Annotated in this window: 13 protein-coding genes; 5 read left to right on the forward strand and 8 right to left on the reverse strand. The window is 40.7% G+C overall.

The window, feature by feature from the left end; translation table 11 throughout:
• Positions 1-26: 26 nt before the first annotated feature.
• Complete coding sequence (gene rne, locus L1068_RS04765; protein WP_237129322.1) at positions 27-3,008, forward strand: ribonuclease E; 2,982 nt, start codon at positions 27-29, stop codon at positions 3,006-3,008.
• A gap of 118 nt (positions 3,009-3,126) precedes the next feature.
• On the opposite strand, the gene yejK is transcribed toward rne, so the two are convergent.
• Positions 3,127-4,137: a nucleoid-associated protein YejK gene (gene yejK, locus L1068_RS04770; protein ID WP_100913488.1), complete on the reverse strand. Its 1,011-nt coding sequence runs from the start codon at positions 4,135-4,137 to the stop codon at positions 3,127-3,129.
• Between the two features lie 62 nt (positions 4,138-4,199).
• Here yejK and L1068_RS04775 point away from each other — a divergent pair, with 62 nt between their 5' ends.
• The 3 genes from L1068_RS04775 to L1068_RS04785 all read left to right on the forward strand — a co-directional run bounded on the left by L1068_RS04775 (position 4,200) and on the right by L1068_RS04785 (position 6,406).
• Positions 4,200-4,412 (forward strand): DUF1414 domain-containing protein, encoded by a 213-nt coding sequence (locus tag L1068_RS04775; protein WP_010559945.1) that lies wholly within the window; start codon positions 4,200-4,202, stop codon positions 4,410-4,412.
• 4 nt (positions 4,413-4,416) lie between these two features.
• Positions 4,417-5,883 (forward strand): DUF3413 domain-containing protein, encoded by a 1,467-nt coding sequence (locus L1068_RS04780; RefSeq protein WP_237129323.1) that lies wholly within the window; start codon positions 4,417-4,419, stop codon positions 5,881-5,883.
• A 61-nt stretch (positions 5,884-5,944) separates the two neighbouring features.
• Positions 5,945-6,406: a hypothetical protein gene (locus tag L1068_RS04785; RefSeq protein WP_237129324.1), complete on the forward strand. Its 462-nt coding sequence runs from the start codon at positions 5,945-5,947 to the stop codon at positions 6,404-6,406.
• A 216-nt stretch (positions 6,407-6,622) separates the two neighbouring features.
• Here the strand turns inward: L1068_RS04785 and L1068_RS04790 are convergent, their stop codons facing one another.
• The 6 genes from L1068_RS04790 to L1068_RS04815 all read right to left on the reverse strand — a co-directional run bounded on the left by L1068_RS04790 (position 6,623) and on the right by L1068_RS04815 (position 14,550).
• Entirely contained in the window at positions 6,623-9,316 is a 2,694-nt protein-coding gene (locus L1068_RS04790; protein WP_237129325.1) for a DUF349 domain-containing protein, read from the reverse strand.
• Positions 9,306-9,587: a DUF1315 family protein gene (locus tag L1068_RS04795; RefSeq protein ID WP_010559941.1), complete on the reverse strand. Its 282-nt coding sequence runs from the start codon at positions 9,585-9,587 to the stop codon at positions 9,306-9,308. Before L1068_RS04795 ends, L1068_RS04790 begins: the two co-directional genes overlap by 11 nt.
• A gap of 1 nt (position 9,588) precedes the next feature.
• Entirely contained in the window at positions 9,589-9,912 is a 324-nt protein-coding gene (locus L1068_RS04800) for a hypothetical protein (RefSeq protein ID WP_237129326.1), read from the reverse strand.
• A gap of 50 nt (positions 9,913-9,962) precedes the next feature.
• Positions 9,963-11,639: an amino acid carrier protein gene (locus tag L1068_RS04805; RefSeq protein WP_237129327.1), complete on the reverse strand. Its 1,677-nt coding sequence runs from the start codon at positions 11,637-11,639 to the stop codon at positions 9,963-9,965.
• 214 nt (positions 11,640-11,853) lie between these two features.
• Complete coding sequence (locus tag L1068_RS04810; RefSeq protein ID WP_237129328.1) at positions 11,854-12,981, reverse strand: M14-type cytosolic carboxypeptidase; 1,128 nt, start codon at positions 12,979-12,981, stop codon at positions 11,854-11,856.
• A 123-nt stretch (positions 12,982-13,104) separates the two neighbouring features.
• Positions 13,105-14,550, reverse strand: coding sequence for a glyceraldehyde-3-phosphate dehydrogenase (locus L1068_RS04815; RefSeq protein ID WP_237129329.1), 1,446 nt, complete (start codon positions 14,548-14,550; stop codon positions 13,105-13,107).
• 248 nt (positions 14,551-14,798) lie between these two features.
• On the opposite strand from L1068_RS04815, the gene L1068_RS04820 reads away from it, so the two are divergent.
• The gene (locus L1068_RS04820; RefSeq protein WP_054981054.1) at positions 14,799-15,590 is read left to right on the forward strand and encodes a DUF2989 domain-containing protein; all 792 of its coding nucleotides are present in this window, start codon (positions 14,799-14,801) and stop codon (positions 15,588-15,590) included.
• 101 nt (positions 15,591-15,691) lie between these two features.
• Here L1068_RS04820 and ihfA read toward each other — a convergent pair whose 3' ends face one another.
• Complete coding sequence (gene ihfA, locus L1068_RS04825; protein WP_010559935.1) at positions 15,692-15,988, reverse strand: integration host factor subunit alpha; 297 nt, start codon at positions 15,986-15,988, stop codon at positions 15,692-15,694.
• Position 15,989: the final 1 nt, after the last annotated feature.

Below are 15,989 nucleotides of genomic sequence, written 5' to 3' on the forward strand. Positions count from 1 at the left end.
TTACTACTATTACAGAGTTTAACAATATGAAACGTATGCTGATCAATGCAACGCAACAAGAAGAAATGCGCGTTGCACTGGTTGATGGACAGCGCTTATATGATTTAGATATCGAAAGTCCTGGCCATGAACAAAAAAAAGCAAATATCTATAAAGGTAAAATTACCCGCGTAGAACCATCTCTAGAAGCTGCTTTTGTCGACTACGGCGCTGAGCGTCACGGCTTCCTCCCTCTTAAAGAAATTGCCCGCAGTTACTTCCCTGAAGGTTATACTTTCAACGGTCGCCCAAACATCAAAGATGTTGTAAAAGAAGGCCAAGAAGTAATTGTACAAGTTGATAAAGAAGAGCGCGGCCAAAAAGGTGCAGCACTGACTACCTTTATTAGCGTTGCAGGTAGCTACCTAGTATTAATGCCAAACAACCCACGTGCTGGCGGTATTTCTCGTCGTATCGAAGGTGATGAACGTACAGAGCTAAAAGAAGCGCTGTCTCGTTTAGAATTACCAAAAGGCATGGGCTTAATTGTACGTACTGCCGGCGTTGGTAAGTCTTTCGAAGAACTTGAATACGATTTACGCGCCCTACTTGTGCATTGGGATGCTATCAAAAAAGCGTCAGAAAGCGGCCCTGCACCATTTTTAATCCACCAAGAAAGCAATGTAATTTTCCGCGCTATTCGTGATTATTTACGTCGTGATATTGGCGAGATTTTGATTGATAAGCAGCGCGTATTCGATGAAGCAAAAGCACATATCGAACGTTTTCGCCCAGACTTCATTAACCGTGTAAAACTGTACACAGGTGATGCACCACTGTTTACCCATTATCAGATTGAAAGCCAAATTGAATCTGCATTCCAACGTGAAGTACGTTTACCGTCAGGTGGCTCAATCGTTATCGACCCAACTGAAGCGCTAACCTCAATTGATATCAACTCGTCTAAAGCAACAAAAGGCGGCGATATTGAAGAAACGGCACTAAACACTAACTTAGAAGCCGCAGATGAAATTGCGCGCCAACTTCGCTTACGTGATTTAGGTGGCCTAGTTGTTATCGACTTTATTGATATGACACCGCCGCGTCACCAACGCGCTGTTGAGAACAAATTAAAAGAAGCAGTAAAACCAGACCGCGCACGTGTACAAATCGGTAAGATTTCACGTTTCGGTTTACTTGAAATGTCGCGTCAGCGTCTTCGTCCATCATTAGGTGAAGCAAGCCAAGGTACCTGCCCTCGTTGTAACGGCCAAGGTACTGTACGCTCAAACGAGTCACTTGCATTATCGATTCTTCGTCTACTAGAAGAAGAAGCGATTAAAGACAATACGTCACAAGTAAATGCACAAGTACCTGTGCCGGTAGCAACTTACTTACTAAACGAAAAACGCAAGAGCGTGCGTCGTATTGAAAAACGCCACGGCTGTCATGTAGTGATTATTCCAAATCCACATTTGGAAACACCACACTACGAAGTATTGCGTTTAAAGAAAGATGAAACGATTGAAACGGTAAGCTTTGACCAAGTGCAAGCACCTGAAGTAAAAACGGATGCCATTGTTCACGCTGAAAAAGCGGTTAAAGAGCAACCAGTACTACAAGGTGTTGTTGTACCAAGCGAACCTGCGCCAGTTAAAAAAGAAGTAAAAGAAGGCTTATTCACTAAGATCGCTAAGTGGTTTGGTAGCCTGTTTGCTTCTGAAGAACCAGAAAAGCCAGTACAAAAACGCGGTGGTCGTCGTAATAACCAACGTGGTAACGACAATCGTCGTCGCAATCAGCGCAAACCGAACAACCGTAATAAGCAAGGTGCTGGTGAGCAAAAAGAGAAACGCGAACAGCGCGATGAAAAACGTAACTCAAAAGAGAACAACAATCGCCGCCGCCGTAACAACCGCTCAAACGCTAACAAGGTTGAGAAAGAACAAAAGCCTGTTGAGGCGGAAGCAAATCAACAACAGCCGGTTAAAGTAAAAGAGCGTCGTCAACGTCGCAATATGCGTAAAAAAGTGCGCATTGAGAAAACCAATGAAGCGTTAGAGACAAATACAGAAACGCAAGCGCCTGTAGTTGAAAATGCAGCCCCAGTTGAAAAGCAAAAGCCACAGCGTTCTAAACCTGTAAAAGCGAAAAAGCCAGCAAAAGTGACTGAAGAAGTAGAAAACGCTGATCTTGTAGCGGCTTCAGAAACAAAGGCTGACGCGCCGGTTGCAGAGCAGAAAACACAAGAAGTTGCAGAGCAACAGGTTGTTGCTAACGACGTAGCCAATGAACCTGTAGAGCAAGTTAGTGAGCCAAAAGCCGCGACTGAAAGCGCTGAATCACAAAACGACGACGAAAAAGAGACGCGTACGCGCTCTCGCCGCTCGCCGCGCCATTTACGTGCAGCTGGTCAGCGTCGTAAAAAGCCAAGCGAAACCAAATCTGATATTGAACTTGAGACAACAGAGTCACCAGGTTTTATACCAGTTGCTGATCAAGCAATGGCAGAAGTGGAAGTTGACTCAGTCCCAGCTTCTGAAGTGCAAGAGACTAAAACCGAAGCCGTTGAAGCACCGATTGTTGAAACAAAGTTAGCAGAAAATGCAGCAGTTGCCGTTGAACCAACTAAAGTTGAAAAAGCACCAAAAGTTGAACAAGCGCAGCCTGAAGTCAAAGCTGAAGTAGTTGCAGACGCTAACAGTGAAAACCTTGAAGCTGTCGCTCCAGTTTCAGGAGACGTTGTTGTTGAAACGCAACAAGCGGAAACGACGACAGTTGAAACACCAAGTGTTGCAGCGGTTGTCGCTCAAACTGAGACAGACACAGCACCTGCGACAAACGGTGTAGCGTATTGCCATGCTAGTGCGCCAATGACAAAAGCGTCTGGTGGCGCAATGACTGAAGGTTTTGAAATGCCATCAGCAATGCCACACAGTGAACGCCAAGTACCAAGTGCAAGCAGTATGCAACCGGGTAGCATTAACCCAGTTGGTAAAGCAAGCGCACCAATGGCAAAAACAGTTTAATCTTAAGTTGTAACTAAAAGAGCCGCAATATGCGGCTCTTTTTTTGTCTGAAATTTAGTGTAATAGCAATTCGTATTTTTTAATTAAGCGAATTGGAATAGTAACTCTTCAACTAGCGTTAGTTTTCTTCAAAGAAACGCTCTAATTGGTCTTTCAAGTTAGGTGGAATTCCTTTAATGGTTAAGGTGTCGCTGTACTTATCATATAAAACACGTTCGCCTAAATGCTTGCGCTCAAAACTCACACTTACGCCACTACCTTGACCAGAAAATTTCACCATAGACGTTACCGTCTTTTTATCAACCGGAAATGACTCTTCTAAATCGTAGGCTTGCTCTTTATAAAAGCTATCAAAGCTTACTTCATCATCTTTACTTATGGTGCTTGATAACTGTGATACGTCAGCATCGCTGCCGCTAGCAACACAGTCTGAGCAATAATCAAAGACTTGTTTGCGTAAATCATCTTTTTCGGTTTTATCAAATTGTCTATCCGATAAGTAGTCTTCAACCGCAGATAACATTGCTTGCGATTGCTGACGCGCATCAATACCCTCTTCACAACCTAAAAAGTCTAAGAAGAAATCGGCAACTTTACGCCCTGCACGGCCTTTAATAAATGAAATATAACGGTTATCTTCAAGCGCTGTTGCCATACCGTTAAGATCGATACGTGCCGCTAACTGCATTTTCGCGATATCTAAATGACGCGACGAAGTAAGATCGAGCTCTTGGTTAATCGAGTAATGCTCTTTTACATTCACTAATGCAATCATCACATAATCGTCGGCAACAAAGCGGTAATGGCAAAAAATAAGGTAACCCGTTTCATTAAACGCGTATTTGTTTAATTCTTCTTTTAAAACCTCGGCAGCCTGTTCAGTTAAATGGTAAAAATGCATTTCACCTTGGCGATAACTTTGAATACTCGAACTTACCACGCCGTTTTTCTCTGGACTAAAACCGCAAAAGCCTTTTCCTGGCTTACCGTTGTAAGCATGGTGTAACTGCTCAATAAACACATTAACCTTGTCGTTGACTGGCATTTCATCATTACGAAGATGAATTTCAACTGTTTCGTCTTTTTTGTCGACATAGTGAACGACGAGTCTTTCTACTTGCACTGTCATCTTTGTTTTTCGCGCCTCAAATGTTAAAATATGAGTAATTTTATAAAATTAGAACTTAATTGATGCCTATCTTATCAAAATATTCAGACCAGCAAGTAGAAAATCTTGTTGATGACCTTTTAAAAACCCTTGTAGCCCACAAAGCGCCATTAGATTTAAGCCTAATGAGTCTTGGCAATACACTTTCACATATCATTAATGAAAAAGTGCCTGCAGCACAACGACAAGCTCTAATAGATAATTTTACACAAGCATTAAAAGACTCAGTAAAGTAACGCTATGAATTTGTCATCACAACAAGCGTTTTCGTCTAAAGCGGCAAAACTGTTGAGCTGGGGCCACTGGTTCACCTTTGCAAATATTTTATTTGCATTGATTGTGAGTAGCCTCTATTTAATTTCAGACCCAATGCCGATGACGTTTAGCGGCAAAGTATTCTTGTTGTTAAACTGGCTAGGTCACATTAGCTTTTTGACATTTTTATGCTTTGTGCTGACAATTTTTCCGCTCAGTCTTATTTTTCCATACCCGCGGCATATTCGGGGCATGGCTGCGGTAATTGCGACCTTCACCATGTCGCTTCTGGCATTAGACGCCTATGTTTATTTTCAACTTGGCTATCATTTGTCGCCGCAGGTATTTGAACAGATTGTGTCCTTGATCAGTGACACAATTTCTACTAATCCTAGCCTTTCGCTATTTATCGCGGGTGGCATTATTTTTGTCATTTTGTTTTTTGAACTCGTTGCCAGTAACTTTACGTGGCGACACCTCACAGAATTGAGACAAAAACCGTTTCGTCGTTATATCTCTCCGGTATTTATTGTTGCCTTTGTCGCCAGTCACCTACTTCATATTTGGGCTGATGCGAATGTTAAGCTAGATATCACCAAGCAAGATAATGTTTTACCGCTTTCTTACCCAACCACAGCGAAAAGTTTATTAGCGCGTTACCAACTTGTTGATTTAGACGAATACAAAGAAGCGCAAAATGTTAGCTTTGCCAATGAAAAAGTAACTTATGTTGCGCCAAACCAGCCGCTAACCTGTAATACACATTCAGCTTCTGCAGAAATATTAGTTTTTGATAACCAGACCTTATTAACTCAGTATTTAAGCGACAAAGTGCTTAATGCCACAGATAACTTTTATCAGCCAGCAAATAAGCGTGAATCACTTTTCAACCTAGTTTATGGCTTGCCAAGCTATTATCAAAAAGTAATTCGTGCACAGGGGATTTTACCAGCATGGAGCAATAGCGTTAATGCGTCGTTTATCAATCTTCCGCGCTTAGCGGAAGATGAGAGCGCCAGCTTAACGGTTCACTATGTGAAAACACAAGACGAACTTGCAACCATTAAAAATAGCGTTGTAGATTTTGCATTTTCTCTGGCAAACAGTGAAGAAGATGCATGGTCAAAGTCAACACTTTATACCGCTGCACACATTACACCTACAGGCATTATTACACCACAAGATGTGATTACAACAGTGCTTGCCAACACCTTTAATTGCCAAAACGTGCAAAATACGACGTTAGGTAACAACCTGTATAATGGTAGCGACACTGGTGTGAATATTAGTGGCAATACCTTACTTATCTATAAAAAAGATAAACTGACCTTGCTTACGTCTGACGGTAAACATGAAACAGTATCAGCACAGCAAGGATTCGCGATTGATAGTCACCTTGAAGTACCATTTTTAGTGCAAAGCCTGAAGAAATTAAAGCAGTTTGAGCAATAGCCATTCTCTTTCTATAATCTAGTGACGAGACAGGATGTCACTAGATTATGAGGGAATCGCAATGAAACTACTCACCACCCTACTCTTTATTCCATTCACATGTTCAGCGCTTGATTACTATAAATGCACAACACAAAGCGGCATTACTTTTAGTCAATTTCCATGTGAATCGAAACAGCAACAACAAACACTGACTTTGAAAGCGGTTAACACCAGCTCTAAGCCCTTCGCTAAAAAAGACACTATCGATCGCTATACCCAAAAACAACATGTGCTAAAAATTAAATCCGACATAAAAGGAGTTGAGCATAAAATAAGTGCACTGAAAAAGGCGCGATTAAATGAGCTGGCCCAGTTAAAAACACAGCTCGATAAGCACATGTCAAAAGAAGACAAAACAGCCTTAAAAAGAGAGGTTAAAACCATACGCAAGCAAATTAAGGAAGAGTACAGGGATTTAATCAACTTGCAGCAAGACGAATTAAAAAGGCTAAAGAAAAAACTCAGCAACAGTCGAAAATAACTATCATTTTCTAACGTTTTTTAACTTGCGTACTATTTCACTAATACGTGAATAAATGAGAGCAAACAAAATTAAGTATTTATATTTCATCAGTCTAAATAGCTAACTACTAACACCGTTCTGCTGATAGTTATCTGCAGTGGAGTGGCAATAAAAAAAGCCACTAATGTGGCTTTTTAAAACGGGCTTTACTCAATTTTAAGAGTTAAAAGTCCATTATACAAACGCTGGTTTAATGCGTGCTAACAGCGCTAACGATTCACTGTCAATTTCACCTTTACTAAGCCACTGCTTTAACAAGGTTTCATTATCTAACGCTGCACCATTCACTTTTTCTTGAAGTAATGTTACTTGTTCACTCAGTCGTGCCGCATCATCAGATTCTGGAGAGCCCATTTCGTTTAACAATTCAATACGAATCGTAATTTGCTGGCGCGTTAACTCGCTAGGTACTTTTTGTTGCCAAGACGGAGGAATAATACCTTGTTCAAGTTGTTCAAACAGTGAAATTAATTTTTCTTTATCTTTACTGTTTTTGAGTACTTCTTGCTTTGCAGCATACTCAGTCAACGTACTACTTACCTCATTTGATAACTGAGATTTCAGCAAATAAGCCTGCTTCAGTTCATCACGTAAATTCGCTAGCGATGAAATTGCGTTTGTTAGCGATTCTACATTATCTAACTCAACGTCTTGTGTAATGCGCCTGAACTCACTTTGTAGCGAAACGAGTTTCTCGTCTTGCTGCTCTCGCTTAGCTTGGCGCTCACTGTCGCGTAATGAAAATGCACGATCATTAACTGCTCTAAATTCATTCCACAGCTGGTTTTCAAGCTTTTTACCGGCAAAACCGATGTCTTTCCAACGTTGTTGCAATGACTTTAATTGTTCAATCACGTTTTCAATATTATCGTCTGTTAAACAGGCTTCAGCCTCTTTTACTAGTTTCGCTTTTGTATCTGCATTAACCGCATATGTTGCTTTAATAAACGCAAATATTTGGTTATCAATCGGTTTTAGCTCTGCAAGCAGCTGTTTATAATTTTTGTTATCGACTTCACCTGCATTGCGCCAATTTTGCTTAAGCTGCTTATACTGCTTTTCAACTTCTTTTAGTGTTAGCGAACTTACACTATCTGCTAACGCTTTATATTGCGCAATCAGGTTTTTACGTATAACAACATTTTGTTCGCGAGCGGCTTCAAGTGCGGCATAATGTTCACGACACGGCGTAAACGCGATTTCTAACTGTTGATTAAAAGTTTCATCCAGCGTTTTTTCTTCATCCGTTGCAATATAGCCAAGTTCATTCCAACGTTTACGTGCTACCTTAATCCATTGGCTTAACTCGGCAATATCTGCATCATTTTGTGCAATTTTCTGCTTAACTTCTTCAATTAACTCATGGCGTTTCGGCAAACTAATTTCACGTTGCCACTCGTTTACCTTCGTTAATTCTTGATCAACAAGCTGGTATTCTGCTTCGAGCTTTTGTTGTGATGACTTAGGTAGTTTCTCAATATTTTCTTGTACACCTTTAAAAATACCAAAACACACCTTGTAGCGACCAGCGTCAATTAAACGCTTGATATCTTTAAGCTTTTTCGTTACATCCTGCTGTAGCGATTTAACCTCTTTAAGCAGGTCTTGATGCGAAGCTTTCCAGTGCTTATCCATTTCGCGCATTTGCTTTTGATAGTTTTGCAATAACGGTTTTGGTAACTGTTTTAGCATATCTGACATGGTGCTATACCACTGAGACTTAGCTTCTTGCGCTTCATCAAGCCCTTGTAAGTCACTTGCAACAATTAATGTTTTACCTAAATTAACTTGCTCAGCAATCGCAGGCAATAACTCAATAACATCTCTTATTTCAGCACATTGTGCTGTTAAACGCTGAGTGAACTTAGTAAAGTCACTATCGATTTGTGATAAGCCATCTAGCTCTGCTTGATGCGTATTCATTGCTGATAATGCCGTTTCAAGTGTTGATACGTTATCAGCTGTCGGTTCAAGCAATAGCGCATCTAGCGCTTTTTCACCGCGTTCTTTCAAGCTTACGCTTGTTTGCTTTACTGACTTAATTTTATCTTGTTTTAACTTCGCTGCTTGCTCTTCATCAAATTTGGCTTTTAAACCAACTAAATGCTTTTGTGCTTTTGCCGTAATATCTTGGTATTTAGCAACCACACTTTGCTTATCGTCTAAGTAATCTAATTCAAGCTGCTGCCACTGGGCTTCAAGTTGTTTGTATTCGGTATCGCACTTTACAAAATCAAACTTATCGCGCAATGCGTTTAGCTTAGCCAATACTAATGTACTTGCTTTACTCACCTCGACTGGTTTAAGCGCTTCGCGTTTACGTGTTTCTTCTTGTTGTTTTAGTTGTTCAGCAAGTGCTGGTTTTGCATGCTTCAACAATGCTTTATCTAATTGGTATTGTTGCATAACTGGAACTAACTCCAGTTGTTGCGAATCGCTAGCACTAGCAAAAAAATCTGTGATTAACGGCTTTTTACCGATGCGTTTTAGTAACGAAACTTGCACATTAAAATCGTTTACTAGTGGCAGTAACGCTTCTAATTGTTGGGTTTTATCACAACGTTTTACCAGTAACTCAAGCTCATCGTTAGTTGGCTTTTTTTGTTCAAGCTGATTAAAAATTTCTTTTTCAGCTGCACTAACAACTGGCTGGCTGTTTTCTTGTTTATATGTTTGCCACCATAAACTAATGTCATTAATGCGTTTTAATGCTGCAATCTTAACCTTGTCGTCGTCATCATTATTAGCTAACTGGTTTAAGATTGTATTATCTTTTACTTTATTGGCATCAAGTTGGCTAATTGCTAATAAACGATCTGATGCTTTTTTACTTTTCCATTTCGGCGTGAATAAACTACTAAATATCATCTTGCGCGAACCTTGCGATCTCATTTTTAGGACTGAATTCTTTCTTTAATTCTGCTTTTGACTTTTGCACCATCTGACCATCTTCACCAATAGTGAATTGCTCATTGGTTTTAGCTACTTTTGCTTGATACAACATCACGAGCTGAACGGTTTGCTCTCTTTGCTCATCAGACAGTGGCGTGCCATCTGGCCACTTACCGGTTGCAGCGCCGTATTCAAGGCGTTCGAAAATTTCTGGCGTTAAGGTGTTAACTAAGTGTTCAATGTTCATGCTAAGACTTTTTCAATAAAATGATGCGAATACGGTTAATAAGATACCAGACAAAACCCACGGCAATGGCGCCATAAGTGGTCATTTGTTCGATGCTATCTGCAGCGGGCTCTCGTGAGTAAAGATACAAAAAACCGCCTAGGAAAATAATTAATGCAACGAATGATTGATTGAGCAGCGCTTGCTTACGCCTAACGTAACGACGACTGGCGAGCTTTGCTCTTTCATGATCATCAAGCCCTGCTACAGCAGTATCACAATGTGGACATACTTTATGTTTATCGGAAATCGGTTTGCTACACGCTGGACAACTTATCCTCGCCATTTACTGCTCCATTAAACTAATAAAAAAGGCGCCTTAAGGCGCCTTCTATTTTACTCTTTTTCTTGGCTGTTGTCTTTTTTAAACTTCACCCAATAGTCATCTACTGACTGTTTCATTTCTTTACGCAGCAACATAATGCCGAATAAGTTAGGTAAGGTCATTACAACAATGGCAACTGCCGCCAATTTCCACACTAAAGTGGTGTCTGCAAATGATGCCCAGAAAAACGCTGCTACGTAAAATACGCGATAAGGCATTACTGAACGAGATCCTAGTAAATAGGTCATTGCGCGGTCACCATAGTAAGACCATGCAATTGCCGTAGAGAACGCAAATAGTAATAAACCGATCGATACAATGTATTGACCGTTTTCACCAAAGTAGCCACGCTGGAATGCAAGCGTTGTTAGCTCTGCTGAGTGTACAAGCGATTTACCCTTAACAACGATACTTTTATCAACAATTTTACCTTTTTTGATAACAACTGTACCGGTATGCAAGTGGTCGCCATCAAGTAAGAAACGAATTTTCTCACCCACTGAACGATTATGTAACACAGTAAAGTTTTGATTTACAGCCTTGCCTTCAACAATACTTAGCGTACCATTAAACGGCTTAACGCTTGACTCGCCGCCATTTAAATATGCGTAAAGCTCGTTGCGCTGCGCATCAACACGCTCATGATATGTACCATCGATAAATTCCATGCTGGTACGTTCAAAGCGTGTATCAAATTTTTCTGTCCACGCGCCTGATGATAAAATTACAAGACCCGTTAACGTACAAATAATAATTGTGTCGATAAACGGTTCTAGAATTGACACCATACCTTCAGATACTGGCTCGTCTGCCTTCGCTGAGGCGTGGGCAATTGGCGCAGAACCTTGACCTGCTTCGTTTGAGAATAAACCACGGTTTACACCACGGTTAAACGCATAGGCAAATGACGCACCAATAAAGCCGCCTGCTGCTGCAGAACCCGTAAAGGCATTAGTAAATACCGAGGCAAATGCTGGGCCGATATTTTCGATGTTGTAAAAAATTACGCCAAACGCACCAATGATATAAACGGCTGCCATAAATGGCACAACGCGTGAAGTAATTGCCGCAATACGTTTAATACCACCTAAAATAACAAGTGCTAATAAAATTGCTAAAACACCACCTGTTAGCATCGGTTCAAGACCAAAGCTTGCTTCCATACCTTGGGCGATATTATTAATTTGTGGCAGTGAACCGGTACCAAATGAGCTAATTACGGTTGCGATTGCAAACAGTACCGCAAGCCATTTCATATTTAAGCGACGGTCCATGTAGTACATTGGACCACCGGCCATAGTGCCGTCTTCTGTTTTAACACGGTATTTATGAGATAACGTTACCTCAACAAATTTGGTTGTCATACCGAAAAACGCAGTCATCCACATCCAGAAAAGCGCCGCTGGACCACCAATTGATATTGCCAGTGCAACACCACCGATGTTACCCGTACCCACGGTACCTGAAAGCGCTGTTGCTAACGCTTGGAAGTGCGTCGTATCACCTTCGTGTTCTTTTTTATCGTATTTACCACTTACAATTTTCCAGGCGTGTTTAAAATACAACACCTGTGGAAATTTTAAGTAAATGGTAAAAAATAGACCAACCCCTAGTAGCACGTAAGGAAACCAAAAGGCGCTCCCTAACATACCATCTAGCATATCTAAAAAATTGCCAAATGCTTCCACAACTTGTTCCTCTTGTTATTATTTTTTGGGAAGCAATACCAATTCTATTAAGTATGTGATCAGAACTAGCGCTGGAGAAATGAAATGATAACAAGGCAGAATTTTTCTTATGTAGTGGTTCTACATTGATAAATTCAAACGCAGTTAGCATGATATTTAACCCGCTAAAATGACCAGCTATTTAAGTGAATTGGTATAAGCTCCCCTATTTTTATTATCGTAGTTTATCTACCACACTTACGATTGCTGCAAGTGTGTCTTGTCCAAATGAATACGAACGGCGATCTGACCAGCCGTAATCAACATCTGGTAAATTATTATTATCTTTAAATGGCATTTCAATTGTGTAAGACAAACAATTGAATTCTTGGCCTACCCAGCTAGAACCCACAGTTAAATTTGCCTGACCTGGTTCATCTTTTGGATAACCATGTTCATCTTGGAATTCTGGTGTAGTAACAAACATCGCCGCTTTAAAGCTATCTTCTAGGTCTTTTAAGCGCGCATCGTAACGTGGAATGCCTTCACTGCCCGCAAAGAAGTTAAACGGAATAGCTTCATCGCCGTGTACATCAAGACACATATCAACACCGGTAGCGAACATTTTTTCGCGTACAAAATACACTTCTGGGCTCTTTTCGATTGATGGTGTTTGCCATTCACGGTTTAGGTTAACGCCCGCCGCATTCGTGCGAAGGTGACCACGTACACTGCCGTCTGGGTTCATATTAGGCACAATATAGAAAACCGCTTTATTTAATAGTGCAGCGGCATGTGCGTCTTCGTCATCCAATAGTTTGTGAAGTACACCTTCAATAAACCACTCTGCCATGGTTTCACCAGGGTGCTGACGTGCAATCATCCAGATTGTTTTCTTGTCGTCAGCAGGTTCGCCGATTTGTAATACGCTAATATCGCGGCCATCAAGTGTTTCACCTAATGTTTCGATGGTGCAGCTTTCATGTGACTGCGCCCAAGAAAGTAAGTCTTGGTGACGCTCATAGCTGTATGGTGCAAAGTATGCGAAATATATTTGTTCGCACTCTGGTGTAAACTCGATAACTAATTGGTTATTTTCAAACTTAGTTGGTACTCGGAACCATGTTTGACGGTCATACGATGCAACTGCCTGGTAATCAACCCACCCTTCTGGGTATGCTGATTTATCTAAATCAACAATCGTCAAACGATGTAATAAATCAATTTGTGATTCTAATTTAAAGTGAAACCACTGGAAAAATTCTGACTGGTTGTCATTTTTAATTTTTAATTGAATATCTTCACGGTTTTCAAGGCTAAGTACCTCAATATTTCCGCTATCGAATTGGCTTGTAATTCTCATAATCTGTGTTCCCTAACGCACAATAGCTTTAAGCCTATCAAAATAACGAGTGGGCTGAAACAATATGCGAGTAATTGAATAAAAAAGCCGGCACAATGGCCGGCTTTTAGATAAAAAATTAGATTAACGAGGTAAGCTTGGGTGTGTTACTTCAGCCATATCTTGCATACAGCGAACAACCTGACAGCTATAGCCAAACTCGTTATCGTACCAAACGTAAAGTACTACGCGATCACCATCAACAATCGTTGCTTGTGAATCAACAACACCAGCATAACGGCTACCAACTAAGTCAGTTGATACAATTTCAGTAGATGCTGTGTAATCGATTTGGTCACGTAAATCTGAGTAAAGTGCCGTTTCACGTAGGAATTCGTTTAACTCTTCAACTGATGTTGCAGTTTCAAGGTTAAGGTTAAGAATTGCCATTGACACATTTGGTGTCGGTACGCGAATAGCGTTACCTGTAAGCTTACCTTCAAGCTCAGGTAATGCTTTAGATACTGCTTTTGCAGCACCCGTTGACGTGATAACCATGTTAAGTGCCGCAGCACGGCCACGGCGCTCAGCGCTGTGATAGTTATCAATTAAGTTCTGATCGTTCGTGTACGAGTGAACTGTTTCAACGTGACCGTTCTTAATACCGAACTTGTCATTTAATGCTTTTAGTGTTGGCGTAATCGCATTTGTTGTACAGCTTGCTGCTGAGATAATTGCATCTTCAGACAGAATATCTTTGTTATTTACGCCGTAAACAACGTTTTTGATATTGCCTTTAGCTGGTGCTGTAAGAAGTACTTTTGACGCACCTTTTGCCGCTAAATGCTGGCCAAGACCATCTTCGTCTTTCCAAATACCTGTGTTATCAACTACAAGTGCATTTTCAATGCCGTATTGCGTGTAATCTACTTCGCTTGGCGAGTTAGCATAGATAACCTGAATGTAGCTACCGTTTGCTTTAATTGCATTACGCTCGTTATCAACAGTGATTGAACCGTTGAAAGGACCATGAATTGAATCGCGGCGTAATAAGCTTGCACGCTTTTCAAGGTCGCCTTTTTTACCGCCACGTACAACAATTGCACGTAAACGTAAATCAGTGTGAGGACCACTTTTCTCGATTAGAAGACGTGCTAATAAACGACCGATACGACCGAAACCGTAAAGTACTACGTCGCGCGGTTGAATTTTGTCTTCTTTATTGTGGATTTCAGCTAGTTCTTCTGCTAGGTACTCTTCGATTGAACGACCTTCACCCGCATTTTTATAGATATAAGCATAAGCTAGTTTACCTAAATCGATACGTGCTGAAGTCAGTTCCATTTTGTCGATAGCTTCTAAAAACGGGAAGCTTTCGCGAAGACGTAGTTTACTGTCTTCAAATTGTGCAACAGTTTTGTGTGCTTTAATAACATCAATTGTGCTTGCATTAATTAGTGGACGACCGTAGATGGCAATCTCGATGCCACGGTTACGGTAAAGCTTACCAATAATTGGTTGCATGCTTTCAGCGAAGTCTTGGCGTTCCTGCCAGCTATTCAGATAATCTTGCTCGTGAGATGAGGTCATTTTGTCTACCTAAACGTAAAATTTTGAACGGATCGCCTAAAGCGTTAATTGTGAGAAGTGCTTCAGACGCGTGCATTCTAATTGAAAAACATTGTTTTTTCCACCATTTCAATATCAGACTTTTGCCGTGTACCGATAATCCCCTTGAGCGAAAACAAATTTATGCGAATTATGATCAATGCACTATTACATTTAAGCAAAGGATTCGCTAAGCTTAGAACATCCTATTGTAGTTATGTCATTAAATTGTGTTAAAAAAACTTTCTGCACTTTGTTTGCTTTCTCTTCTCGTTGGCTGCGACAATGCCAAAAGTATTCGTGAAATTTGTGACGAAAATAGCCAGTTTTGCGCCGATCTTAATACCGACAGCCATTGTAATACCGAGCGAGCCGATGTTATTTTAGGGCGTTATGCAGAATCAAAAACGCCTGATGATGCCACTAAATACAAACTACTCAGCGCATTTCACGATTATGCGAAATGTGTTGAGTTAGCAGCTAGCATTGAACACATAAAACTAAAAGAAAAAACAACGTCGCGCGTAAATGGCCACCTCACTGCACTAAAAGAGATAAACCGTTTATCAAAAGAGACACGAAACTCACAATATCCACATCTGCTATTCTATCACTGGTCACGAAATGGCGATGAAGGGGCTATTCAATCACTGATTGCAATGGATGAAAAACGTGAGTTGGAAACGTCTGAATTCCAATACAAATTAGCGACTTACTACACTAAGTTTGATAGTGATTTGGCAATAGATAAACTTTACCATGCGCTTGAGTTAAACCCTGCTGGCAACGAAGCTAAGCCAGAAATCTACACTGCGCTAACAAATATGTTTTATCAAATGGAAGAGCATAAGCTTTCTTATATTTGGGCATTAGTAGCAAAAGAAGCTGGCGTACAAAATATTGACTTAGCACCGCTTGAATATGAACTTACCAATCAAGGAAAATCATTAGGTGAGCTCGCAAATCTTGCGGCAGATACTCTATCGCGTATTGAAGACGGTAATTTTACGTCGCCACGATAAGGTTTTCACACCAAGTAAAATTCGATTGCTTGTAATAAAGAACAAATAAAAAAGCCTGCATTAAGCAGGCTTTTTCGAATTGGCTTCATACATACGCTTGGTTAGTCTTTACTGGTACCAACTTCTACGCGTGTCTTCAGTTTTTGACCTGGGCGGAATGTAACAACTCTGCGTGCAGAAATTGGAATATCTTCACCCGTTTTAGGGTTGCGCCCCGGACGCTCTTTCTTATCTCTAAGATCAAAATTACCAAAGCCAGAAAGCTTAATTTGCTCGCCTGCTTCTAGTGCAGTACGAATCTCTTCAAAAAAGCTTTCGACAAGGTCTTTAGCGTCTTTTTTGTTAATACCCAGTTTTACAAATAGGTGTTCAGCTATGTCGGCTTTTGTAAGCGCCATA

Origin of the sequence: Pseudoalteromonas sp. MMG024 (assembly GCF_021654175.1) — a bacterium.
Classification (GTDB): Bacteria; Pseudomonadota; Gammaproteobacteria; order Enterobacterales; family Alteromonadaceae; genus Pseudoalteromonas.

Bases quoted from the DNA above. Each gene is read 5' to 3' on its own strand.
- ihfA (WP_010559935.1), bottom strand. From the start codon at position 15,988: ATGGCGCTTACAAAAGCCGACATAGCTGAACACCTATTTGTAAAACTG.
- L1068_RS04775 (WP_010559945.1), top strand. From the start codon at position 4,200: ATGCCTATCTTATCAAAATATTCAGACCAGCAAGTAGAAAATCTTGTT.
- L1068_RS04785 (WP_237129324.1), top strand. From the start codon at position 5,945: ATGAAACTACTCACCACCCTACTCTTTATTCCATTCACATGTTCAGCG.
- L1068_RS04790 (WP_237129325.1), bottom strand. From the start codon at position 9,316: ATGATATTTAGTAGTTTATTCACGCCGAAATGGAAAAGTAAAAAAGCA.
- L1068_RS04800 (WP_237129326.1), bottom strand. From the start codon at position 9,912: ATGGCGAGGATAAGTTGTCCAGCGTGTAGCAAACCGATTTCCGATAAA.
- L1068_RS04795 (WP_010559941.1), bottom strand. From the start codon at position 9,587: ATGAACATTGAACACTTAGTTAACACCTTAACGCCAGAAATTTTCGAA.
- yejK (WP_100913488.1), bottom strand. From the start codon at position 4,137: ATGACAGTGCAAGTAGAAAGACTCGTCGTTCACTATGTCGACAAAAAA.
- L1068_RS04815 (WP_237129329.1), bottom strand. From the start codon at position 14,550: ATGACCTCATCTCACGAGCAAGATTATCTGAATAGCTGGCAGGAACGC.
- L1068_RS04810 (WP_237129328.1), bottom strand. From the start codon at position 12,981: ATGAGAATTACAAGCCAATTCGATAGCGGAAATATTGAGGTACTTAGC.
- rne (WP_237129322.1), top strand. From the start codon at position 27: ATGAAACGTATGCTGATCAATGCAACGCAACAAGAAGAAATGCGCGTT.
- L1068_RS04780 (WP_237129323.1), top strand. From the start codon at position 4,417: ATGAATTTGTCATCACAACAAGCGTTTTCGTCTAAAGCGGCAAAACTG.